This is a genomic window from Chitinophaga arvensicola (assembly GCF_900110835.1).
GTDB classification, from domain to species: domain Bacteria; phylum Bacteroidota; class Bacteroidia; order Chitinophagales; family Chitinophagaceae; genus Chitinophaga; species Chitinophaga arvensicola.
Genome location: NZ_FOJG01000001.1, coordinates 4,105,778 through 4,129,571, shown reverse-complemented (window position 1 = coordinate 4,129,571; position 23,794 = coordinate 4,105,778). Strand labels below are relative to the sequence as shown.

The following is a 23,794-nucleotide window of genomic DNA, read 5'->3' as shown; positions in this document are numbered from 1 at the left end:
ATTAAAACAACAGGTTATGCCATTTAATAAACTTCATATACTTACTGCCATCTCCCTCAGCTGCACGATGTTTGCTTCCTGCAGCCTGGACGAAAAAGATCTCTATAAACCGGTACCGGAAGCCATATACAGCAACCAGGCCGGCATTGCCAACGGTGTTACCGGTGTATACAGCAAACTGCGGGGACTATACGGCTCACAAAAAGGGTTTACCGCTACCACTATGGGTACCGATCTTTTCCAGCATGGGAAAGATGGCGGCTACAAATTTATGGACGATTATTCCACGGCCCTCAATCCGGCCAATGATTATCTCAATGGTATCTGGAACGATTGCTATGCCGGTATCAATGCTGCCAATACGGTTCTTGACAAGATCGACCTCGTGACCATGGACGATAAACTTAAAAAACAGTATAAAGCAGAAACGCGTTTTTTACGTGCGCATTACTACTACTGGCTCACCCTTCAGTTTGGAGATGTGGTGTACTCCGCGCATGAAACCAAAGGAGTGGTAACAGATGCCGGCAGAACAGCCAAAGCAGAGATCTGGAAAAGTATGCTGGAAGATACCCAGTTTGCAGTCGATGAACTGGGTTGGACTTCCCCTGATTATGGCCGGATTACCAAAGGTACCGCCCTTCATCAGCTGGCAAAAATAAAATTGTTATTGAAAGATAACGAAGGCGCCGCTGCCGCCGCTATAAAGGTAATCAAAGAAGGACCTTACCAGTTGGTAAAGACTTATGGTAGCGTATTTGATTACAACAATCAGCGGAATACGGAAATTGTATTTGCCGTACAATACATCAACAACGCCCTGTTTAATGACGACGGTAACCAGGGACATGCTTTCTTCACGCCTGCCTATGACCAGTTTGCCGGCTTAAAACGCGATCTGCTGCAAGGTGGCCGTCCTTATACCAGGTTCAGGCCTACCGCGTTTTTCCGGGAGCTGTTTGACCAGAACGATGCCCGCTTTGACGCTACCTTCCGTTATACCTGGACATATAATAATACCGCTACCCTGCCAGCCGGAAAAAAGATAGGCGATACCGTAGTATGGCAGATCTCCCCCGGCGTTACGTCCCTTATTGCGCCGAACAACGACAATATGCACTGGGCCATCAAAAAACACGATGATCCTACCCGTGCCAGCGTACAGGACCTCAATGGGTTCCGCGACTTCTTCGTATATCGTCTTTCCGAAACCTACCTGTTGGCAGCAGAAGCCCTCATGCTGGCGGGAAAAGCAGATGAAGCCCTTCCCTACTTCAATGCAGTAAGAGCCAGGGCAGCCAAGCCAGGTAAGCAATTACCGGAAGTAACCGCCGCCCAACTGAACATAGATCAGATCCTGGATGAGCGCGCCCGGGAACTGGGCGGCGAAAGCATGCGCTGGATGGACCTGGTACGCACGGGTAAACTGGTAGAAAGGGTGAAGAAATATAATCCCAATGCGGTCAACATAAAAGCATATCACGTATTACGTCCTATTCCGCAGGCGCAGATAGACTTATCGACCGTTAAATTCCCACAAAACGAGGGATATTTTTAAATCAAAAATAAGAACGAATGAAACGCTACTTTTTTATTGCCCTCATATTAGGTGGTACCTGGGCATCTGTTCAGGCACAAACTACCAAATCTTCCAAAGCAAACGTGGATCTCATTTTAAAAGATTTCCACCAACGCCCGGACCGGATCCTGGTGGCAGCCCATCGCTCCGCCCATACCAACTATCCGGAAAACTCGCTGGCCGCGATCAGCGAAGCCATCAAACAGGGTATTGATATCGCAGAAATCGATCTTCGTCTGACCAAAGACAGCATACTCGTATTGATGCACGATAAAACCATTACCCGCACTACCGGACAGAAAGGAGAAGTCAGCAGCTTTACTTATGAAGAGCTGAAACAATTCCCTTTACTACACAACGGGAAGCCGACCGCTGAGAGGATACCGACTTTCAAGGAAGCATTGCTGCTGGCAAAAGGGAAGATTATCATAGACGTTGATTTCAAAGCCGATGGCCAGGAAGCAGCCCGTAAAGCATATGCGCTGATAAATTCCACCGGCACCACCAAACAGATCCTGTTCTTTATTTATGATTACCAGGATGCTACTTTTCTGCAAAGCATCAGTAAGCAGGTTCCCATTATGCCCCGGGCACATGATGCAGCGGAAACGGCTGCCATCTTAGGTATAGGCAAGTTTCCGGCGATTCACGTTGATCCCTCTTTTTATACAGAAAAGCTCATGACCGATATCCTCAAGGCAGGCTCACGGGTATGGATCAACGCACTTGACGAAATAGATAATATGGAAAAAGCAAATGAAAATACAGGATTTGACCTGCTGTTTTCAAAGTATCCGCAGGCAAATATTATTCAGACTGATTTACCGGAAAAGCTGCTCCGGTATTTAAGGAAAAAAGGCCGGCATCAATAACGGTGCCCTTGAACAAAAAAGCCCTACAGTTGAATACTGTAGGGCTTTTTGCATCAATAATACTCTGCCTGTATTAAAAGAAAGTACTTTGCGCATTTCTTTTGCGGATGGCTTCTTCTGTTCTTGGCACCAGCGATTCCAGTTCTGTTCTCACGGCTTCCGCCTGCACCTGTTCAATAAACGGACGAAAATCTTTGTTATATGCCTGAAACGCCAATTCAAAATTTCCTTCGTGCTTTTCAAAAGCCGCTGCCAGCGCCGCAGCCCCATCTATCGCCAACGACCCACCCATTCCTGCAGCTGGTGAAGCGCAATAACCGGCATCGCCTATCAATGCCACCCTGCCTTTTGTCCAGGAAGGCATCCTGATCTGGCATAACTTATCGAAATAGAAATTTTCCGATTGCTTTACCTCTTCCAGTAATTCAGGGATTCTCCAGCCCTCGCCGGTAAACTGTTCCAGGATGATTTCCAGTTGTTGCTGTTCATTACGATAGTCGTAAGGAATTTCGTTTTCTGACACAAAACAAAGAACGATGTCGGTCTTATCGTTGTAAGCATTAAGCATAACGGACTTGCCCGGCACATTATACATTTGCGCCGTTTTTTGTCTGATCAGCGATTTCGGGACGATGGAGATGGAAAAATATTGTTCAAGGAAATGCATATACTCCGTTTCTTTACCAAACCAGAGGTCCCTTACAGCAGAGTGTATACCATCACAGCCAAATACCAGGTCAAATGCCCGTTCTGTCCCGTCTTTAAAGTTAACCAGCATTTCATCTTCCCCTTCTTCCAATGCTATGATCCTGTTGTTGAAAATAAATTCAGTACTTTCCTTTACGGTATTAAATAAAATATTCAGTAAGACATTCCGCTCTATTTCAAATTCATCATTCGGAAGCGGCTCCCCTTCTTTTCTTAATAACATCGAGCCTTCCGTTACATCGTCGGCATTCTTAAATTCCCACAATTCCAATTGTAACCTATGGGCTTTGATCTGGTCAAAAATGCCCATACGCTTCACGATATCTACGGTATTGCCACGTATATCAACCGGTGTACCGCCCATTCTGAGGCCGCCTGCAATTTCAACGATGGTTACTTTGTATCCCAGTTGATGCATCCAGTAAGCCGTTGATAGTCCGGCGAAACTTGCGCCGGAAATAAGTACTTTCTTTTGTTGTTGTATGTTCATGGTGTAATTTCCTTTTTGATGCTGTAAAGGAACTACACATCACGGGGATACAAAATATCCAAAGAGGGTAAGTATTGGACTAACCGAGGTTTTTGTTGCGGAAGGTAAGCGGTGTCATGCCTGTTGTTTTGGTAAACAGCCGGGAAAAATAGGGGTAATCATCAAATCCCAGTTCGGTAGCAATTTCTTTCACCGATCTGTCTGAATAGAACAACAAGCGTTTGGCTTCCAGGATCACACGTTGTTGTATATGATAGGATACAGAATAGCCGGTCGTATTTTTGACGCATTCATTCAGGTAAGGAACAGATATATTGAGTTCACGTGCATATGCCGTGGGTCGTTTTCCGGTGTTATAATTGCGTTCCAACATCTCCCGGAAAGCTTTGGTAATCACCTGGAAGCGCGAGGGCTTCCCTGTTGATCCGGCTTCATCCAGATATTGGGAAATTACCAATGCCACCAACGCGTTACAGCTGTCTCTCAATAACGACTGATATAGTTTATCCTCCTTCCGTTCGGAAAATTTTATCCCAAGCGATACCGCTTCAGAAAAAAGGGAAAAGGTTTCTTTATTCAATACCAAAGGCTTTGCGGGTACGATGCTCTCCAGCAACGCCAGGTATTCGGGCCGCAGGTGCTCATTATTAATGGACCAACTACTCACTACCACATTCTTAAACGCAGTGATACGATGTACCTGGTTTGGGTGCATGTACAACACAGATGAACGCGGTATTTTGTGTTGCTGAAAATCAATTTCTATGGAAACACTTCCCTCTTCCAGCAAAAAGAAAGAATGACCATCCTCCCGGTGTGATTGCCCGGATGCTATAAAAGCGTCTATTATCGCCTTATCCGCGGCGGGTAAATCTTTAGCAGACATTCTTTCAATGGAAATACCTATGCCTGATTCATCTGCCTTTACATTCACCGGGATGGAGGTAGTTTTTTTACGCATCACTTTTCAAGTACTGTTTAATAACCGGTTATTTCCCTTAAAATTAGTAACTTATAAATCATAAACTGATGATCTTATGAAAAACGTATTCTTTTTTCTGGCGTTGTTATTATCCGGACAAGCTTTTTCCCAACAGGCGATTCCAAATCTCAACGGGACCTGGAAGGCGCTTTCAAAAATAGAAACAGAGACCACTGCAGGAACAGTGACAGAAGAAGATAAAGAAATATATCAGGCCGGAGAAAAAACGTATACGTTCACAGCCACCACTGTAACAATCAGCCAGAAATTTGGCAAGCATACCGAAACATTGCCGCTTCGTATTCAGGGTAACCAGGTGTTTATGGGTGAACCGGAAAAGCACAAGCAGCCTTATGTTGTGTCTGTGAGCGGCAGCAAGCTGATATTAACCAAAACCAAACAAAAGGAAAAAAAAGGTAAGACGAAGGTAGAAGTCGAAGTAGTAACGCTGGAAAAGTAAATCCACCAGGATCGCCTGCCTCCTCCGTTATCTTTCCATCCGGGAAGAATGATGTACCCGTTTAGGTAACTTCTTCCGGAGCAGGTGCCCTTTCCACATCCAGAGCCCGCTGAGTACTACCACCGGCAAAAATACCCAGCGCACGGCATTGGCAGCTGGTGGAATATTGGCTACCGGCCCATATATGTACCCCAGGATGGGAATGCTGAGTACGAGGTGTAACCAGCGGATGATCTTACGTTCTGTGGCTGCTTTCATAAAAATGTCTGTTACACAAAACTATTCCATGCCCCTATCTCCTTTAATCACAAATAGACATGCCGGGAAAATGTGCCGATAAAGCGGCAACATCGCTATAAATAATTATGCTAAATTGCCGGGATGCACCAGGAATTTGAATCCCCTGAAGCGCTGCAGGATACCATCAAGTGCTTCTGGTACCACAAAAGAGACTTCGGAAAACAGCCGTCCGATTTCGAAATATTACCGGATGGCTATGCGGAGATTATTTTTTATTTCGGCGGCACCTGTAGTATTTCGCACCAGGAACAACTGCAGCCGTTGCCATCTCCCTTTATGATGGGCCTGCTCAATCGGCCGGTGGTGTTAAAGGCAACAAACGTACTGGAGGTGATTGGTGTCAGGTGCTTTCCCTGGACTGTGTTCGATCTGCTCGGACTTCCTTCCGGGAAAAACAGTGTACACATGTTTGAGCATCCTATCGCCCGGTTGCAATCCACCTTAAGCCAATTAATAAAAGCGGGTAATATTGATGAAGCGTTGACGATCCTCAAGCAGTATTTCCTGGAAGCACGGTCGCAGGTAGGGATGGATAGTATGCTGTTCAAAGCAGGTGTAGCCATGAGAAAAGCCAATGGCACTATGCCGGTAAGCGGAGTTGCAGCGGCGGCACATGCTACTGTTCGTACCCTGGAAAGAAAGTTTAAGCACTCTTCCGGCTATACGGTAAAAGACGTATCTGCACTCATACGTTTTGAACAGGTACGCAATCACCTCTGGCTTCATCCGGATACCAATATTGCCGGACTGGCACATGAACTCGGTTATACGGACCAATCCCACCTCAGCAAAGAATTCAAGCGTTACTGCGGCACCACTCCCGCCGCCTTTGCGCGGAAGGCAAAGAAAAGAAAACAAGCCGTAGAAAAAGATTTTGTCGCATTTATACAATCCTGAGCCAGCAGCATTCCGGAATTTTGTGTCATAATCATGCTATATGACAAATACATCCGCAACAATACCTGATGTGATCATTGCCGGCGCCGGACCTGTGGGGCTGTTCCTCGCCTGTGAACTTGCCCTGGCCAATTGTGCTGTTCTTATACTGGAAAAAGCAGACACTCCGCATTCGCCGTTAAAGCAGGCGCCATTCGGTATACGCGGCCTCTCCGCCCCCACTATTGAAGCGCTTTACCGTCGCGGACTACTGAGTGAACTGGAGCTCCACAAACATCTAAAAAAACCAAACGCCAATGCTGCGCAGGGCGCAGGCCGCCAGGCAGGACACTTTGCCGGCATTCCATTTCTTGAAAGCAATATCGATACTTCACAATGGACCAACCGGCTGCCGGGTTCCACTGAAACCAGCCTGGTGACTACCATGGAGGAACTGGAAACAGTGCTCACCCACCGCGCAGCAGCACTGGGAGTAGTGATCAGATGGGGACTGCCCATCACTGGCTTTCATCAAACTGCCGATGGGGTAAGCGTGCAGGCAGGTGGCCAGTCTTTTCAAAGTAAATGGCTGGTAGGCTGCGATGGCAGCCGCAGCATTGTCCGCAAGACCGCCGGTATTGAATTTGCAGGCACAGAGCCGGCATTCACGGGTTACTCCTCAAAAATAGATCTCGCTGATCCCGAAAAACTTAACCCCGGCCGCAATGTCACTGCCACGGGTATGTATCTTCAATCCCAACCGGGGTATGTAGTGATACAGGATTTTGACGGCGGTGCATTTCACGATTCCAAACAACCTGTCACACCCGAACAGGTGCAGGAAGTGTTACGCCGTATCTCCGATACAACTGTAACCATCAGCTCCCTGCATTTTGCTACTACCTGGACCGACCGGGCACGACAAGCCACTGCCTACCGCAATGGCCGGGTATTTTTAGCCGGTGATGCCGCACATATTCACGCTCCCCTGGGAGGCCAGGGACTTAACCTCGGACTTTGCGATGCCATGAACCTCGGCTGGAAACTCGCCAATACCATACATGGTAAGGCATCCGCAGACTTACTGGACAGCTATCATACAGAACGTTATCCCATCGGGGCGCAAGTGCTGGATTGGTCGCGCGCCCAGGTAGCCATCATGGAACCAACACCCAAAGCACACGCTTTATACGCCATTTTCCGCGACCTGATCAATACCCGCGATGGGGCCACCTATATGGCTGGCCGGGTATGGGGCATACATACCCATTACCCTTTGGACGGCGCCCATCCTTTAACAGGACATAGTGTTCCAAATTTTGAATGGCAGGATGGTACCACCATCAGTGAGCTGCTGAGCGATGGCCGGGGATGGCTGATCGACTTTAATACGGATCCTTTCCTGAAAACTTTGGCAGATGAATATGATGTATTGTATGTGGCCGGACGGGCGAAAGAACAGCCGGGATTGAGCGCTGCGTTGATACGTCCTGATGGGTATATTGCATGGGCGGCTGCCTCAACCCCTGATTACAGCGAACTGGAACAGGCGATGGCGCACTGGTTCATCGGTATTCCCGGGACCGTACATGAAAAAAAGTCATAGATCGCCCATCATTTTATCAAGTCAAAAACATTCAATAGCCTGATATAACTGATCTGATTACTTTTGTGCAGGTATTGATGAAATTCGCTGCTAATGCCACTGATCCGTTATTATAATCGCTTTCACCATGAACATGCAGGCTATCTTTGATCATTTCAACACTCATCAAGAGATTCCGGTTGATGATGTAACCTGGATGATTGCAAATAAATTGGAAGTCTACAACGCATTGCAGGTGCGCACCAACAGGAATTTTGCCATCCGGCTCCTTGCGTCGCTGGTCGATCTGCGCAAAACCTACATGCACGACATCGGCATACAGGATATCGCGTTTGGATGCCTGATGGTAGCCCTGCACCGGCAGATCGGAGATTGTCTGCTTGTCTGGAAAGCGAAGAATACAGATTTTGATACCTATTGTGGTGTGGATATTGAACTAGTGCCTTTCATGGGACTTCCCGCAACCATTGCATACTTGAAAACAAATACAGACCCGGACGCAGCGAAGGCATTGACATATATTGCGGGATGTGATGAAGAAGAAGATTTTGGTGACCTGGACAGATATTATGCACATAACGATCAACATTGGTTTATGACCATGTGATAAAAGAGCCTCATTCCCCCGTTGGCCGGAAACTCGGCGCCACGGCATTACTCTCCTCAAATGCCTTGCGATATTCCCTGGGAGATTTGCCCTGGTAAATTTTGAACTGCCGGTTGAAATAGGAAATATTGTCAAAGCCACAGGCATAGCATATTTCAGAGATCCCGGTATCCGTGCCAATCAGCAACTTCGTAGCATGACTGATCCTGATTTCATTTACAAATTGTGAAAACGTTTTAGTCGTTCTTTTTTTGAAATAGCGGCAAAAGGCAGCTTCATTCATACAGGCCAGTGAGGCGGCCGACTTGCTATCTACCTGATTATTGTAATTCTCCAGCACATATTTAAAGATCGATTCCAGTTTTTTTGAGTCGGCATCCTTATACCGTATTTTCCTCGAATCATCTGTGAGCAGCTGCACACTTTCATTACTGCGGAACGACAACTCATCCAGGATCTGCAAAAGCAGGATCAGGTTTTTCATTTGCTGATTGGCCCTGAACTGAAAAAACAGGGAATCCACATTAGAAGAGGTTTGCTTGAATTTGATACCGTATTCAGATAGCTGCATGAGTTCTTTTATCTTCCGTAACTCCAGGTTATCAAAAAAATCCTTGCCGATAAAATCTTCTGTAAACTGTATGATAATAGCATGCGCGATCTCGTCGCTGCCCACAGGGGTGCTATTGTTACAAAAGCAATGCACCAGACCCGGACCAAACATATAAATTTCGCCTTCATGATAATTCATGACTTTATTTCCTGCGTACATCCTGCCGGCACTTTTTACAATCAGGATCAGTTCATACCCGTGATGAAAATGGAAAGTATTCGTGAATCGCGGCTGACAAAATTCTTTTACCACAAAGCTGGCTTCCTCCGGGGTAGAAATATGCCGGTATGAAACCTCCGGAGTAGACACGGGTCGGTAAGAAACTTTCATAATGTCTTTATTTTTAGTACACTATTTATTTTCTAAAGCAAAAAAACAGAATTATGGTAAATATAGTATTGATATCTTGCAAATGAAGTACTTTTATTTCAACGGAAGTCTGAATAAGTTTGTGATACAATGAATTTTTTATAAACGTTCCTGTTATGAAACCGGCCGGGCCACGCATGAAAGCTGCTATGCCATTGGTTATTCTTCTATGATGGACAAGTAAAGTTTAAGTAGCAATCACCTGTAGAAACCATTCATCCACTTTTATATATTAATGCGTTATGGAACTAGCGATACACAATTGGATGCGATCCGAAACGATAGAAACGACTATCAGAAGAGTAGCTGCGCTTGGATATACCAAACTTGAAATTGCCGGCAATCCCGAACAGTACGACACAAAAAGCATCAACCAGCTGATGAAGGCCCATGGCCTTTCCTGCTGGGGATCTGTTACCCTGATGCTGGGAGAACGTAACCTGCTCGCCAGGGATGAGGCCCAACGTGCAAAATCAGTGCAGTATGTAAAGGATGTCATCAAAATGGTAAAGGAACTCGATGGCCATATGGTATCGGTGGTACCCGGCACCGTTGGAAAAATCATTCCCGACGGAAGACCGGAGGAAGAATGGAACTGGGCAGTGGACGCCCTGAAGGAAATATATACGTACAGTGAAGCTGCCGGCATACTGATAGGTATTGAACCGATCAACAGGTTTGAAACCTATTTTATCAACAGGGCTGATCAGGCACTGGCGTTGGCAGCCGCAGTAGGCCCCAATTGCGGGGTTTGCCTCGATACCTTTCACATGAATATCGAAGAGGCAGATATGTTTGCCGCCATCAGGAAATCCAAAGGAAAACTCATTGGTTTTCACGTGGCAGATAACAACAGGATGGCGCCCGGTATGGGCCATCTCAACTGGGAAAAGATCATCGCTACGTTACGTGAAATCAATTACAATGACGTGCTTTCCGTAGAATTCTGTGCACCACTGGATCGTACGCCAGCCAATCCTTACCCGGATTCTATCGATGAAAATCCGGAGAACCTGTCTTCCGAACAGGAGAAATTCCTGCAGGATCACGGCAGTACAGCGGTAACAGAAGAGTTCTATACCATGCTGACCACCCAATCATTCAATACTTTGTCAAAACTTATTTAAAGAAGTCAACTGCTAACAGATGAAAATAGCTAATGTAGAAGCATTTTGGTTACGCTGTCCCGTTCCTAAAGAAAAACAACACACGTCGGATTATGGGCTCCTGGCCAATTTTGACATGACGCTGGTGGTGATCACGACAGAAGACGGTTTGCAGGGATTCGGAGAAGCAAAAGCGGCGGTTGGGTCTTCGGGGGTATGCGCCTCTATTGTTAATTGTATCGAAAATGAGCTGAAGCCCGCATTGCTGGGCAGGGAAGTCAAAGATATTACCCGTTTATGGGAAGAGATGTATAACGGTACCCGCGACCATTATGCGCTGTCGAGGGGAAGGAAATTTCCGATCCTCGGAAGAAGAGGTCTCACCGTATCCGCTATGAGCGGCATTGATACGGCCTTATGGGATCTCAAAGGTAAAATGCTCCAGGTACCGGTGATGGACCTGATCGGAGGTACCTGCCGCGATTACATGCCGGCATACGCCAGTGGCGGATGGGCAGATGTTGACAACATTGGCGCACAATTGAAAGGCTACGTAGATAAAGGATTTCAAAGTGTAAAAATGCGCGTGGGCGTGATGGATCAGACTGTACAAAACAGCATCGACAGGGTAAAAGCGGCGAGGGCTGCATTAGGACCGGATATCAAAATCATGGCCGATGCACATGGCACCTTCAGCGTTCCGGAAGCGAAACAGTTTTGCCGTGGCGTAGAAGATTGTAACTTATATTGGTTCGAAGAACCCATCAGTCCGGATAACAAAAAAGGAACTGCGGAAGTAAGAGCATCCACACATATTCCGATCGCTGCAGGCGAAAGCGAGTATACCAGTTTTGATATCAACGACCTGCTGGAACTGAGAGCCATTGATGTGATACAGCCCGATGCAGCCATCATTGGCGGTATTTCAGAAACAGTGCGCGTATCACACCTGGCCAGTGTACATCAACTGGAACTGGCGCCGCATTGCTGGGGCTCCGCCTTCTCTTTCATGGCAGGACTGAACGTAGCTTTTGCTTCGCCATCCGCCACGATCATCGAATTTTCATCAGGTGGAAATCCGATGATGTATGAACTGGTGAAAGAACAGATTACCGTTACAGATGGCCGGATACCCGCGCCTACCGCACCAGGATTGGGTGTTACGCCAGACTGGGATTTTGTAAAAGAGTATAAACAAAAAGTTTAAAAGTGATCTTGTAAATACCAACTTATGGCCAAAGCACTTAAAATAAATCACGTTACACTGATTGTAGACAACCTGGAAAAAGCAGGTCATTTCTATCAGCATGAATTAGGCCTGGAGCCACTTGCCGCTTTCCGGTTCGATTACCCGGTGATGTTTTTCAGGTTCAATGAAGAACAACAGCTGCATATTTCCGAATGGGAAGACAAAACCTCCTTCCGTGGACATATCTGTGTGCAGGTAGATGATTTTAGCAGTATTTTCTTCCGGATGAAGGAACTGAATGTTATCGATATACATCCATGGGGAAAAGTAAGAAAGCTACCCGACGGCGCCATGCAGATGTTTGTGCGCGATCCTGCCGGCAACCTCGTGGAAATTTCCTCCGTACCGGGAGCAGAAACAGACCCACGGATCTTTACAGATGAACTGTACGAAGAAGGACTATACGTTTCCAACAGAAATGATTTCAGAGGATACAGATCGGACGATGCCACCTTATATCATAAATAACAGATGAAAAAAAACGTATTGCTGCTCGAAACCGTTGCAGACGAAGCTTTAGCCATACTTAAGGAAAAAGTGAATGTATTCACAGGGTATGATGAAGCCAGTTTGAACAACGTGTTGCAACAGGAAGAGGTCCATGCCATCATCACGAGGGGAAAAGGGTTGATCCATCAACCACTCATAGCTGCCTGCCCGCATTTACAGGTGGTGGCCAGATGTGGCGTAGGATTGGACAACGTAGACGTAGCAGCAGCAACGGAAAGAAAAATCCCGGTCATCAATGCTCCCGGCAGCAACGCAGCTACTATTGCGGAACATACCCTGACCCTGATGCTCATGCTGATGCGCCGGATGTATGAATCGGTTTCCCAGGTAAAACAGGACAACTGGAACTGGCGTAGTCAGTATGCAGGCGATGAACTGAACGGTAAAACCCTCGGCATACTGGGAATGGGAAATATTGGCAGGCGGGTAGCAAAACTGGGAGATGCTTTTGGCATGGAAGTACTTTACTGGAGCAAATCTGCACAGGATCTTCCTTACAGATACGCCCCCCTCGAAGAAGTATTACAACATTCAGATGTAGTGAGTCTCCATCTTCCGTTTAATAAAGAAACAGACCGGCTCATAGGAGAAAAACAATTGTGCTTAATGAAGCAGGGGGCGTTACTGATCAACACGGCAAGAGGAGCGCTCATTGACCATGCCGCATTATTGCACGCATTAAATACCAAAGGGATCGCGGGCTTTGCGGCGGATGTGCTTCCAGAGGAACCACCTATGCGGTATTCTGCTATTGTGCATCACACGCGGACCATTATCACACCGCATTCCGGCAGCCTTACAGCAGCCACTTACCGGAAAATGTGCCTGCTCACAATCAACAATGTAGTGGCGGTACTCACCGGTGAACCACCCGAACAAAACAGTATATATAACCGGGATGCGCTGTTGTAAGCAACAACCGGTTATTTGTCAGCATAAACAAAATACTATTACGATACCATACGCTGAATTCAGCACCAACTCAGCTATGCCATACCGTACCCGGCGTATAATAAAACGGTCATCATTAATCTCTGCTTAAATGAAAAAATTCTGCGTTTACCTATTACTCCTGGTCATTGCCAGCATTACCTGCACCGGCTCACTCTTTGCGCAATCATCCAAAAAAGCCAAAAAGCCACTGGTTGTTTTCGTAACGGGAGATCATGAATACAGCGGTGAAGAAACCCTGCCACTGATAGCCGCTGCACTGGAGAAGGATTATGGCATGAAAACGATCGTTCTGAAAGCATCCCCTGATCATAACAGCGAAGAAAACATTCCCGGCCTGGAAGCATTGAAAGACGCCGATCTGGCAGTGTTCTATCTGCGCTGGCGCAGACTTCCAGCAGATCAACTGGCACATATCGATGCCTATCTGAAATCCGGTAAACCGGTAATGGGCTTCCGCACCACTACCCACGCTTTTCATTTTCCGGCCGGAGATCCCAATGAAAAATGGAATGCCTTCGGGGAATTTGCCCTGAATGCTCCTCCGGGATGGGGCGGCGCTGCCGGACATACCCACTACGGACACGAGAGCAGCACAGATGTACACATCATTCCGGCGCAGGCCAACAATCCAATACTCACCGGCGTAGCTACCAATTTCCACGTACGCTCCTGGTTATACCGCGTGCTGCCTGATTACCCTGTAAAAGGTTCTACCTGGCTACTGATGGGCAAAGCGGTGAATCCTGATAAAGAAGCCATCGAAAACCCAGTTGCCTGGACAGGCACCAATAGTTTCGGCGGCCGCGTTTTTATGACTACCATGGGCCATCCGGAAGACTTCCAGCAGGAACCCTTTCAACGCCTGGTCATCAACGCCGTTCACTATGAACTGGGCCTCAAGATCCCGAAGAAATGGAAAGGAAAACTGGATATCCAGGTGCCCTACCGTGTGACGAAATAATAATCAACGCTTCCTGACGCAGCTAAATTTATTGAAGATGTTCAGACTATTAAAAGCTGGCATTTATGCACCGCTTATTCCCATCGCATTGGCGATAATAATACTGGATGCCTGTAAATCCAACAAGCCTGCTCCACTCACTATTTCCGCGACTTCCCATATTTCCCTGATCGGAAATAACCTGGGATCGAGAATGATCAACTATGATCATTTCGAAACGGAATTATTTGTCCGCCACCCGGATTATAAACTACTCATACGCAATATGTGCGATGGTGGGGAAACACCCGGATTCCGTCCGCATTCTGCACGGAATTCTCCCTGGGCATTTCCCGGTGCAGAAAAATTCTGCCCGGAACTGGCCAGTGAAGTAGCCACCATGGAGGGCCCCAGTGAAGGACGTTTTGAAACACCCGATCAATGGCTCACCCGGCTCAAAACCGATGTGATCATTGCCTTCTTCGGCTACAACGAATCATTCAGCGGCAAAGAAGGACTGGCCAATTACAAAGGCGAACTGGATGCCTTTATAAAATGGACGCTGAAACAAAAATACAATGGCACCTCTGCACCGCAACTGGCCATCGTCTCCCCTATTGCTTTTGAAAATCTTTCCGGGAGATATGATCTGCCTGATGGCCGCAAGGAAAATGAAAACCTCGCCATGTATACCCAGGCCATGAAGGAAGTAGCGGATGATAATAACGTGTTATTTGTGGATGCCTTTACACCGTCTCAAAAATGGTATAAAGAGGCCAAATCACCTTTAACCATCGATGGTTCACAGCTAAACGACGACGGTTATAAAAAACTGGGGCTGCTGCTGGCCGACCAGATCTTTGGAAACACTTCTCCAAAAGCAACCGCCAACCGCCAGCTGGTACACAACGCCGTGATGGAAAAGAACTGGATGTGGCTCAACGATTATAAAATTCCCAATGGTGTGCATGTATACGGTCGCCGTTATGATCCATACGGACCAGATAACTATCCCGCCGAAATAGAGAAAATCCGTGAGATGACGGCTATCCGTGATACCGCCATCTGGCAGGCCGCTTCCAAAGGAACAAAAATGGACATCGCCGCCGCCGATAAAAACACCAAAGTATTACCGGTAGTTAAAACCAACTATAATCCTGCAAAAAATGGAAGTCTGCGGTATCTCAGTGGAGAGGAAGCCGTTAAAACGCTGAAAGTACCACCCGGATACAAGATTGAACTCTTTGCTTCTGAAGAACAGTTTCCTGAGCTGGCCAAACCGATGCAGATGTCGTTCGATAATAAAGGCCGCCTATGGATCGCTACCATGCCCAGCTACCCGCATTACAAACCCGGAGATGCCAGGCCCAATGATAAAATTATTATCCTGGAAGATACCGATAACGACGGCAAAGCCGATAAACAAACCATCTTCGCCGATAGCCTCCACCTGCCCATTGGCTTTGAAATAGCGCCGGAAGGAGTTTATGTGGCACAGGGCACCAATCTTAAACTGTTAATAGATACTGACGGCGACGATAAAGCAGATAAAACAGAAATCCTGCTCAGCGGATTCGATGACCATGATACCCATCACAGTAGTCACGCGTTTACAGTGGATCCTTCAGGCGCCATCTATTCAGGAGAAGGTGTATTTCTGCAAACGCATATCGAAACTTCCTACGGCACCGTACGCGGCTCCAACGGCGGTTTTTACCGGTATGATCCCAGGAGGAAAAAACTGGAACGCACCGCACAGCTTTCCATTCCCAATCCATGGGGCATTGCCTTCGATGACTGGGGACAACCCTTCTTCGCGGAAACCTCCAGTCCGGATGTACGCTGGATGCTTCCCGGCACGGTATTACCAAGGTATGGCCAGGCTACGCATAAATCCATCCAGCTGATAGAAGACAAACACAAAGTACGGCCTACATCAGGCCTTGAGTTTGTGTCCAGCCGTCATTTTCCGGATGAAGTGCAGGGCGACTTCCTCATCAACAATACCATCGGCTTCCTGGGAACAAAAGAACATACCCTGGAAGATGACGGAACAGGCTATAAAAGCCATCACCGTATGGATTTGCTGGTGAGTGGAGATCCCAATTTCCGGCCGGTAGACCTGGAGTTTGCACCAGATGGCTCGCTTTATGTGATCGACTGGCACAACATCCTGATCGGACACATGCAGCACAACGCGCGTGATCCGCTCCGTGATCACTCTCATGGAAGGGTATACCGCATTACCTATCCCTCAAGACCACTGGTAAAACCTGCTCATATAGCCGGCGCTCCGATAGAAGAACTGTTGGAAAATCTTAAACTACCGGAATACAGAACCCGCTACAGAACCCGCCGGGAACTGAGAGGACGCGATGTTTCACAGGTACTGGCCAAACTGAAAACATGGGTGGCCAACCTGGATAAAAATGATCCCCGGTATGATCATCATCTGCTGGAAGGACTATGGGTAAGCTGGGGAATGGATAAAGTAGACCAGGATCTGTTAAGACAGGTGTTAAAGGCAAAAGACTATCACGCAAGAGCTGCAGCCGTAGAGGTAGTACGCTACACCGGCCACCAGGTAGGCGACCAGGCCGACTTACTCATGCAGGCTGCAAAAGATGAAAACAGCCGCGTGCGACTCATGGCCATTGTTGCGGCATCCTGGATCGGCAAAGAAAAAGGTCTTCCCATTCTTGCAGCCGCCAAAACAATGCCACTCGATGAATGGATGATCCACGCATATGAAACGGCCGTGGCGCACCTGAACGGGAAAAATGTAAAACAAGAAACAGAAGACGATGCCGATACCAACCTGAAAGGAACAAATCTGGCGCTGTTTAATCAGGGAAAGAAAATTTATTCCATCGAGGGATATTGCAAAACATGCCACCAGGCGGACGGCAAAGGACTTCCCGACTCCGGTTTTCCTCCGCTTGCCGGCTCGGAATGGGTGATGGGAAGCGATGAAAGACTGATCAAACTCGTGATGAAAGGAATGTTGGGCCCGATATCCGTGAACAATAAAACGTATCCGGGACAGGTACCCATGACGCCTTTCGGCGGACTCCTGAAAGACGATGAGATCGCGGCTGTGCTGACTTATGTCCGTAATTCATTCGGTAACAAAGGGCCAGCGATTTCACCAGATAAAGTAAAACAAATCAGGAAAACCATCGATCATAAAAAAGATTTCTATTCTTCAGAACAACTGCTGAAAGAACATCCCATGGAGAAAAAATAAGCGCTGCACCATATTGCTAATTTACTATTCCACTTAGTGAAAATATTACAAGGAAGTACCAGTTTGTATCATTACTATTGTTAGGAATTCTAACCAACAGACAAGTATATTATTATTGTCAACCGATAAAAAATTACTGTAGTTACTCAACAGTGAAACCAGGACACGTGTGCTAAGCCGTAGCCACGCAATACGCAATCCAAACAACTTATAGATCAACAATAGCTCCTGCTGCCTACAAACAGCAGCAGGAAAGCTATTTGTCCGCAAAAGCCCGTCTTCTTCTTAACAAATGTTTATGGAATAATAGGATACGATCAAACTTAACCAAATAACATTTTAACTATGAAACAAATTTCCACGGTAATTTTTAAAATGCCGGCATTACGCCAGAAAATCATCTACGCGGCACTCCCCTTGTTAATGGGTACAGCCATGCCGCTCTTTGCGAAAGAGACAGCCACATTACATGATTCGCGGGCAATTCTCATGGATGTACGCGGTAAGATATTGGAGGAGAATGGCGTTGGCGTGCCCGGCGTCAGTATTAAAGTAAAAAATGCAGACAAGGCTACCACTACTGATGGCGACGGCAACTTCGTCCTGAAAGGGCTGCCAGACAATGCAGTACTGATTGTTTCCTATATCGGCTATGTTACCCAGGAAGTAAACGCAACCGCCGATATGCTGATCAGACTTGTACCACAGGTTAAAAAGATAGATGAAGTAGTAGTGGTAGGTTATGGCACCACTAAAAAATCAGATCTCACCGGAGCGGTAGGTACTGTTAAAGCGGAAACATTACAGGAACGTCCCTCCTCTTCATTGAACCAGAGCTTATCCGGCCGCGTATCCGGCGTAAATGTGTCGTCTAATTCAGGAAGGCCCGGTGGCAGAACCAACATCCGTATCCGTGGATCCAGCTCCCTGAGTGTATCCAACAATCCCTTATACGTGATAGATGGTGTGATCCTGAACCCCGTAGATCTCCGGAACGGCAGCACACCGATCGATTACATCAACCCGAATGACATTGCATCTATTGAGGTACTGAAAGATGCATCTTCCACAGCCATCTATGGCGCCAGGGGCGCCAATGGCGTGATCCTCGTAACAACCAAAAGAGGAAATGCAGGTGGCGGAAAACTCACCTATGATCCGGATTTCAGTATCGGTGTATTGCCCAGGAAACTGGAACTGCTCAATGCAAAAGAATTTTTAGCGGTAGAAGATCTCGCTTATGCCAACGCGCAAAAATATGATCCCATCGGATGGGCTACAGGCACAAAATATACAGATCCTAAAACTAAACGCAATAACCCCAAATTATTTGATGCACAGGGAAATCCACTGTACGACACCGACTGGCAGGATGAAGCGTTTCAAAGGGCCTTTACACAAAATCACCAGCTCGGCTTTACAGATGGCGATGAAAAAAGAAGTCTTGGTGCATTCCTGAATTACCGCAGCCAGGAAGGACTGGCAAAAGGTTCCTGGCAGGATCGTTATGCCGGCCGCATCGTATACGATACCCAGCTGAAAGACTGGCTGAAAGTAGGTGGTACCATGAGCTACACCGATCAACGTGAAAAGCAGGTAGATCAGTTAGATGGAGGTGGTATTACCATGATGCGCCAGGTGTTGGAGGCACTCCCCATCATTCCGGTGAAATATGCAGATGGCTCATGGGCCAGTAACAGGGACTATCCGGGCATGGAAGGTGGTGATAACCCGTTGAGAGTGTCGGCAGACAGGATCTCTATTCTGCATACCCAGACCCTCCTCGGCAATATGTATGCGAACATTCACCTGGCGCCGGGTCTGGAATTGAAATCAACCGTTGGCGTTAATATCATTAATCAAAGGGAAGATTACTTTGCCGCAAAAGGCATGCAGTACATCTCCGATAACGGTAACGCATCTGTTAATAACAACAGGTACAATTCCTGGCAGTTTGAAAACTATCTGACCTACAACAGACAGTTTGCTAAGGTACATTCCTTAAATGCAATGGCTGGGGTATCCTGGCAGCATATCGACCGTTTTGAAAACCAGGCAAGCACCGAAGGTTTCAGCGATTCTTATTACAAATACTTTAACCTCGGTGCCGGATCCAGTCCGCAGCCACCCTCTTCTGTGGGAACTGCCAACGGACTCAACTCCTACTTTGGCCGTATCAACTATGGTTTCCGTAACAAATATCTTGTTACGTTTACCGGTCGTATGGACGGCTCCTCAAAGTTCGGGCAGGATAACCAGTTTGCCTTCTTTCCTTCCGCCGCCCTCGCGTGGAGAGTAACGGAAGAAGACTTTATGAAGAGTATTGCTTTTATCTCCAACTTAAAAATCCGCTCCAGCTATGGCGCAACGGGTAACTCTGAAATACCCGCGTACAGGGCACTTGCCGGGCTCGGTAATTACAGTGTGATCTTTAACGGCGCACGTAACTCGGGTGTAGGTATCGATCGTTTAGCCAATCCCGGACTGCAATGGGAGAAAACGAAACAGATCGATGTTGGTATGGAACTCGGTCTCTTTTCCAACCGGGTAAACCTGGAACTGGACATCTATCGCAGGAAGGTAGATGGTATGCTGCTGGATGCACCGTTACCTTATACCAGCGGACGTGAAAAAATATTCTCCAACGTAGGTAGCATGGAAAATAAAGGTATTGAGTTTGGTCTTAATACCGTCAACATTAAAACCGACGACTTCTCCTGGAATACCACTTTCAATATCTCCGTCAATAAAAACAAAGTACTTGCGCTGGCCAATGGCGATATCGCTTCCGGCAATGGAATTATCCGGGTGGGCGAACCCGTAGGCTCCTTCTTCGGAAGAATACATCTCGGAACATGGGGCAGCAAGGAAGCCGACGAGGCAAAGAAATACAACATGCTGCCCGGTGATGTAAAATACAAAGACATCAACAACGACGGCATCATCAACGATCTGGACAGGGCCATCATCGGGAAAGGCATACCGGATGGCTACGGCACTTTCCTCAATACCTTCCAGTACAAAGCATGGTCACTGACCATAGATGTACAATTCATGTATGGCAACGATGTACTCGACAGGAGCATCCACTCTGCCGAAGACAGACAAGGGATTGCCAACAGCTACAAAACAGTACTCAACGCATGGACAGAAACAAACCAGAATACACCGATAGCGCAGATACGCCCGATCAACGCCTATTACACCACCAACAACGACAGCCATAAAGTAACAGACGGATCGTTTATCCGTGGACGTAACCTGTTACTGGGATATAACTTCCCCACCTCTGCTATTTCGGCATTAAAACTCAGCCGCCTGCGTGTATATGCATCTGTACAGAACTTTTTCTTAGTAACAAAATTCAAAGGTTACGACCCGGAAGTATCCAACTCCAGTTCCCCCTTCGACCAGGGCCTCACGCTGTACGATTATCCAAAGCCAAGGGTATTCATGCTGGGACTGAATGTTGGGTTATAATATTATTCCACTTATTAATGAAAAATCATGAAAGCAATAATAAAATATGGACTGCTGGTATTAACAACGGGGACTTTATGGATGACCGGCTGCCGGAAATTCCTGGATGAATCGGATCCCAGCAACTATACAGAAGAAAACTATTTTACGAAACCGGAACATGCCAGAAGCTCAGTAAATGCGATCTATGCCAGTTTGCGGGAACCAATGTCCGGCGATTTTGGCGGGGGCCCCTGGACCATGACAGAATTCGCCACCGGTCAGGCGGCTACAGATCTGGGCCAGGCAGTGAACAGCTACTTCATCAAAGACCTGCATAATACGGCAGACAATGCCTATGGTGATAACATCTGGAAGAATTATTACAAAGGTATCAGCAACGCCAATCTATCTATCGCCAAGATACCAAACATCACCATGGATGCCGCTGAAGCCAAAAGCCTGCTGGGCGAAGCCCATTTCCTGCGGGCCTGGTACTACTTCTACCTGGTGCAGTTATTCGGAAACATACCACTGATTACCGAGCCGGTAGATCTGAAGTCAGAGCAACTACGGCCCAAACAAGCTACTCCGGAAGACGTCTACAAACTGATTGTAGACGACCTCGTAACAGCCGAAGCCTCAGGGCTGCCCTTTGCTGAGGCCAGCGGCAAAGTAACGCTGGGTGCAGTGAAATCATTACTGTCAAAAGTATACCTCACCATGGCCGGTTATCCTTTACAAAAAGGAACGGCCTACTTTGACCTGGCCGCAAAAAAAGCAGCAGAAGTACTGGATTCAAAACAGTATAAACTATTCGACACTTATGGTGACCTGCATAATCCGGCAAAGAAAAACGTAGAGGAAAATATCTTCATGATCCAGTATAAAACGCAGATCATTCCCGGCTCCTGGCAATCCCTCATCATTCCCTATAACAAAAACATATCTGCCTATTCTGCTGAAACCGGCGGTATTTATGCCACGGCCGACTTTGTAAAGTCCTACGATCCGGCAGATCTGCGGGCCAAAGAAGGGCAGTTCTTTTTTACCGAATTCACCAACCAGGACAATAGAAACCTAAAGGTAGATCTCGGCGGATTCTTTCTTTACAAACTTTTTGATGTAACGGCGCAAACCACTACTGCCAACAGCGATCTGAACTGGTCACTGATCCGCTATGCCGATATACTGCTCGTATATGCAGAAGCATCCAACGAAGTAAATGGCCCGGCGGCAAAAGCATATGACGCGGTGAACCTGGTAAGGGCAAGGGCCAAACTACCGGTACTGGAAAACTTATCAAAAGAACAACTGCGGGAAGCCATCTGGCGGGAACGCTGGTACGAGCTATGTTTTGAAAACGTGACCTGGTACGATATGGTGCGTCTTCGCAAAGCATTTAACCTAAGTACGAAAGGATTTGATAATTATGTAGGGCACAAGTTCTCTTACGGACCGGTATTAACGGAAAGGGAATTGCTGTTTCCTATACCCAGCACGGAATTGAGAAATAATCCCAACCTGATACCAACAAAAGGGTATTAAGTAAGATATCTGTTACTGTGCTGACCTTAAAGCAGCACAGTAACAGATATTCATTTGAAGAAATATTCATTGATAAAATACATCAGCCAGATGACGCCAATCGTGCTACCAATCAAGTAACTTAATACATAGATTTTCCCCTTAAGGCTCTCTTTAGGCGTTTCCTTTTCAAATTCTTTCACATAACCGTCCCATCTTTTCTTATTATAGAATAGGTAATAGTGAGCTATTGAAAACAAAATAAAGAAAGCAACTATAAAGTTGATTGCTGTCGCAGCCTTGATTCCTGATGGAAAAAATTTGAACCACGTGGCCGTTATGAAAATCAACTGACAGTAATGTACAACGGCAAGTGTAGCAATTACGTTAAAAACAGGCGTGCTGGAACTTGATCCGTTAGAGGACCATGTATAAAGCTTGTAGATGATGTATCTGTAAAATCTCTTCAAAATTATTAAGTTAATTCTCTCACCAGGATAAGGCTATAAAAAACGCAACTACAAAAGGTCCAAACACGCTACCAATCAAATAACTCAACACATAGATCTTTCCTCTGTAAATCTTTTCCGGACTCTCGTCTTTGAATTCTTTCACATAGCCTTCCCACCTCTTCTTATTGTAGAAAAAGACATGGTGCATCCAATAAAATAAAATAAAAAAAACAAAACTATACAACTGCAGGCCCGGAAGTTTAATTTTAAACGGCAAACATTCAAGAACTATAAGCGTTAAAGTAAGTAATTGAATAAAATGTACAATCGCCAACGTACCTATCACATTTACAACTGGAGTGTTGTTACCTGGACCATTTTTGGCCCAGGTGTAAAGTCTGTAGATTATATATTTATAAAACTGCCGCAATATTAATTAGATTCACTTCCTGCAGGCCTGCCTTATACCTATAAAATTATTTAAATAAGTATACACTCATAAAATACATTAGCCAGATGACACCAATTGTACTACCAATCAGGTAACTTAATACATAAATTTTCCCCTTAAGACTTTGTTTAGGTGTTTCATTCTCAAATTCCTTTACATAGCCTTCCCATCTTTCCTTATTGTAAAATACGTAATAGTGGGAGATTAAGAATAAAATAGCAAGAATAGCAACATAGTTTAGCCATCCCGAAAGATGAGTATTAGCAGGTAGACATTTGAAAGCGATGAACATTAGAAAAATCAGCTGAAATGAATGCACGCATGCAAGCGTCACAATAACATTAAAAATAGGTGTGTTATAACCTGATCCATTTAAAGCCCATGTATATAACTTGTAAATTAAGTATGAATAAAACCTTCTCATAATTATTAATTAG

Annotated in this window: 18 protein-coding genes; 14 read left to right on the top strand and 4 right to left on the bottom strand. The window is 46.3% G+C overall.

Annotated features, from left to right (window positions below):
* Positions 1 to 16: 16 nt before the first annotated feature.
* On the top strand, positions 17 to 1,558 hold the full coding sequence (locus BMW79_RS16975; protein WP_089896666.1) for a RagB/SusD family nutrient uptake outer membrane protein: 1,542 nt from the start codon (positions 17 to 19) through the stop codon (positions 1,556 to 1,558).
* A 17-nt stretch (positions 1,559 to 1,575) separates the two neighbouring features.
* Positions 1,576 to 2,451, top strand: coding sequence for a glycerophosphodiester phosphodiesterase family protein (locus tag BMW79_RS16970; protein ID WP_089896665.1), 876 nt, complete (start codon positions 1,576 to 1,578; stop codon positions 2,449 to 2,451).
* Between the two features lie 73 nt (positions 2,452 to 2,524).
* Here the strand turns inward: BMW79_RS16970 and BMW79_RS16965 are convergent, their stop codons facing one another.
* On the bottom strand, positions 2,525 to 3,649 hold the full coding sequence (locus BMW79_RS16965) for an FAD-dependent monooxygenase (protein WP_089896664.1): 1,125 nt from the start codon (positions 3,647 to 3,649) through the stop codon (positions 2,525 to 2,527).
* Positions 3,650 to 3,728: 79 nt separating this feature from the next.
* Entirely contained in the window at positions 3,729 to 4,610 is an 882-nt protein-coding gene (locus tag BMW79_RS16960) for a helix-turn-helix domain-containing protein (protein WP_089896663.1), read from the bottom strand.
* Between the two features lie 76 nt (positions 4,611 to 4,686).
* Between BMW79_RS16960 and BMW79_RS16955 the strand changes: the two genes are divergently transcribed.
* The gene (locus BMW79_RS16955) at positions 4,687 to 5,091 is read left to right on the top strand and encodes a hypothetical protein (RefSeq protein WP_089896662.1); all 405 of its coding nucleotides are present in this window, start codon (positions 4,687 to 4,689) and stop codon (positions 5,089 to 5,091) included.
* 27 nt (positions 5,092 to 5,118) lie between these two features.
* Here BMW79_RS16955 and BMW79_RS16950 read toward each other — a convergent pair whose 3' ends face one another.
* Complete coding sequence (locus tag BMW79_RS16950; RefSeq protein ID WP_089896661.1) at positions 5,119 to 5,349, bottom strand: hypothetical protein; 231 nt, start codon at positions 5,347 to 5,349, stop codon at positions 5,119 to 5,121.
* Between the two features lie 123 nt (positions 5,350 to 5,472).
* Here BMW79_RS16950 and BMW79_RS16945 point away from each other — a divergent pair, with 123 nt between their 5' ends.
* The 3 genes from BMW79_RS16945 to BMW79_RS16935 all read left to right on the top strand — a co-directional run bounded on the left by BMW79_RS16945 (position 5,473) and on the right by BMW79_RS16935 (position 8,480).
* Positions 5,473 to 6,288, top strand: a complete 816-nt coding sequence (locus tag BMW79_RS16945; RefSeq protein ID WP_089896660.1) for a helix-turn-helix domain-containing protein — start codon at positions 5,473 to 5,475, stop codon at positions 6,286 to 6,288.
* 40 nt (positions 6,289 to 6,328) lie between these two features.
* On the top strand, positions 6,329 to 7,873 hold the full coding sequence (locus BMW79_RS16940; protein ID WP_089896659.1) for an FAD-dependent monooxygenase: 1,545 nt from the start codon (positions 6,329 to 6,331) through the stop codon (positions 7,871 to 7,873).
* A gap of 127 nt (positions 7,874 to 8,000) precedes the next feature.
* Positions 8,001 to 8,480 (top strand): hypothetical protein, encoded by a 480-nt coding sequence (locus tag BMW79_RS16935; RefSeq protein ID WP_089896658.1) that lies wholly within the window; start codon positions 8,001 to 8,003, stop codon positions 8,478 to 8,480.
* A gap of 10 nt (positions 8,481 to 8,490) precedes the next feature.
* Here the strand turns inward: BMW79_RS16935 and BMW79_RS16930 are convergent, their stop codons facing one another.
* Complete coding sequence (locus BMW79_RS16930) at positions 8,491 to 9,423, bottom strand: AraC family transcriptional regulator (protein ID WP_089896657.1); 933 nt, start codon at positions 9,421 to 9,423, stop codon at positions 8,491 to 8,493.
* Between the two features lie 281 nt (positions 9,424 to 9,704).
* On the opposite strand from BMW79_RS16930, the gene BMW79_RS16925 reads away from it, so the two are divergent.
* The 8 genes from BMW79_RS16925 (at position 9,705) to BMW79_RS16890 (ending at position 22,475) form a co-directional block, all read left to right on the top strand.
* Entirely contained in the window at positions 9,705 to 10,589 is an 885-nt protein-coding gene (locus BMW79_RS16925) for a sugar phosphate isomerase/epimerase family protein (RefSeq protein ID WP_089896656.1), read from the top strand.
* A gap of 19 nt (positions 10,590 to 10,608) precedes the next feature.
* On the top strand, positions 10,609 to 11,775 hold the full coding sequence (locus BMW79_RS16920; protein ID WP_089896655.1) for a mandelate racemase/muconate lactonizing enzyme family protein: 1,167 nt from the start codon (positions 10,609 to 10,611) through the stop codon (positions 11,773 to 11,775).
* A gap of 24 nt (positions 11,776 to 11,799) precedes the next feature.
* The gene (locus BMW79_RS16915; RefSeq protein WP_089896654.1) at positions 11,800 to 12,285 is read left to right on the top strand and encodes a VOC family protein; all 486 of its coding nucleotides are present in this window, start codon (positions 11,800 to 11,802) and stop codon (positions 12,283 to 12,285) included.
* A 3-nt stretch (positions 12,286 to 12,288) separates the two neighbouring features.
* Positions 12,289 to 13,239 carry a 2-hydroxyacid dehydrogenase gene (locus BMW79_RS16910; RefSeq protein WP_089896653.1) on the top strand — a complete coding sequence of 317 codons (951 nt, stop codon included), beginning with the start codon at positions 12,289 to 12,291 and terminating at the stop codon, positions 13,237 to 13,239.
* Between the two features lie 130 nt (positions 13,240 to 13,369).
* Complete coding sequence (locus BMW79_RS16905; protein WP_089896652.1) at positions 13,370 to 14,242, top strand: ThuA domain-containing protein; 873 nt, start codon at positions 13,370 to 13,372, stop codon at positions 14,240 to 14,242.
* Positions 14,243 to 14,279: 37 nt separating this feature from the next.
* Positions 14,280 to 17,468 (top strand): PVC-type heme-binding CxxCH protein, encoded by a 3,189-nt coding sequence (locus BMW79_RS16900; RefSeq protein ID WP_089896651.1) that lies wholly within the window; start codon positions 14,280 to 14,282, stop codon positions 17,466 to 17,468.
* A gap of 345 nt (positions 17,469 to 17,813) precedes the next feature.
* Positions 17,814 to 20,948, top strand: coding sequence for a SusC/RagA family TonB-linked outer membrane protein (locus tag BMW79_RS16895; protein WP_089896650.1), 3,135 nt, complete (start codon positions 17,814 to 17,816; stop codon positions 20,946 to 20,948).
* Between the two features lie 27 nt (positions 20,949 to 20,975).
* A complete protein-coding gene (locus BMW79_RS16890; RefSeq protein ID WP_089896649.1) occupies positions 20,976 to 22,475 on the top strand; it encodes a RagB/SusD family nutrient uptake outer membrane protein in 1,500 nt (499 codons plus the stop codon).
* The last annotated feature ends 1,319 nt before the right edge of the window (positions 22,476 to 23,794 follow it).

Excerpts from the sequence above, each read along its gene's own strand:
- BMW79_RS16975 (WP_089896666.1), top strand. The coding sequence starts at position 17 with ATGCCATTTAATAAACTTCATATACTTACTGCCATCTCCCTCAGCTGC.
- BMW79_RS16970 (WP_089896665.1), top strand. The coding sequence starts at position 1,576 with ATGAAACGCTACTTTTTTATTGCCCTCATATTAGGTGGTACCTGGGCA.
- BMW79_RS16965 (WP_089896664.1), bottom strand. The coding sequence starts at position 3,649 with ATGAACATACAACAACAAAAGAAAGTACTTATTTCCGGCGCAAGTTTC.
- BMW79_RS16960 (WP_089896663.1), bottom strand. The coding sequence starts at position 4,610 with ATGCGTAAAAAAACTACCTCCATCCCGGTGAATGTAAAGGCAGATGAA.
- BMW79_RS16955 (WP_089896662.1), top strand. The coding sequence starts at position 4,687 with ATGAAAAACGTATTCTTTTTTCTGGCGTTGTTATTATCCGGACAAGCT.
- BMW79_RS16950 (WP_089896661.1), bottom strand. The coding sequence starts at position 5,349 with ATGAAAGCAGCCACAGAACGTAAGATCATCCGCTGGTTACACCTCGTA.
- BMW79_RS16945 (WP_089896660.1), top strand. The coding sequence starts at position 5,473 with ATGCACCAGGAATTTGAATCCCCTGAAGCGCTGCAGGATACCATCAAG.
- BMW79_RS16940 (WP_089896659.1), top strand. The coding sequence starts at position 6,329 with ATGACAAATACATCCGCAACAATACCTGATGTGATCATTGCCGGCGCC.
- BMW79_RS16935 (WP_089896658.1), top strand. The coding sequence starts at position 8,001 with ATGAACATGCAGGCTATCTTTGATCATTTCAACACTCATCAAGAGATT.
- BMW79_RS16930 (WP_089896657.1), bottom strand. The coding sequence starts at position 9,423 with ATGAAAGTTTCTTACCGACCCGTGTCTACTCCGGAGGTTTCATACCGG.
- BMW79_RS16925 (WP_089896656.1), top strand. The coding sequence starts at position 9,705 with ATGGAACTAGCGATACACAATTGGATGCGATCCGAAACGATAGAAACG.
- BMW79_RS16920 (WP_089896655.1), top strand. The coding sequence starts at position 10,609 with ATGAAAATAGCTAATGTAGAAGCATTTTGGTTACGCTGTCCCGTTCCT.
- BMW79_RS16915 (WP_089896654.1), top strand. The coding sequence starts at position 11,800 with ATGGCCAAAGCACTTAAAATAAATCACGTTACACTGATTGTAGACAAC.
- BMW79_RS16910 (WP_089896653.1), top strand. The coding sequence starts at position 12,289 with ATGAAAAAAAACGTATTGCTGCTCGAAACCGTTGCAGACGAAGCTTTA.
- BMW79_RS16905 (WP_089896652.1), top strand. The coding sequence starts at position 13,370 with ATGAAAAAATTCTGCGTTTACCTATTACTCCTGGTCATTGCCAGCATT.
- BMW79_RS16900 (WP_089896651.1), top strand. The coding sequence starts at position 14,280 with ATGTTCAGACTATTAAAAGCTGGCATTTATGCACCGCTTATTCCCATC.
- BMW79_RS16895 (WP_089896650.1), top strand. The coding sequence starts at position 17,814 with ATGAAACAAATTTCCACGGTAATTTTTAAAATGCCGGCATTACGCCAG.
- BMW79_RS16890 (WP_089896649.1), top strand. The coding sequence starts at position 20,976 with ATGAAAGCAATAATAAAATATGGACTGCTGGTATTAACAACGGGGACT.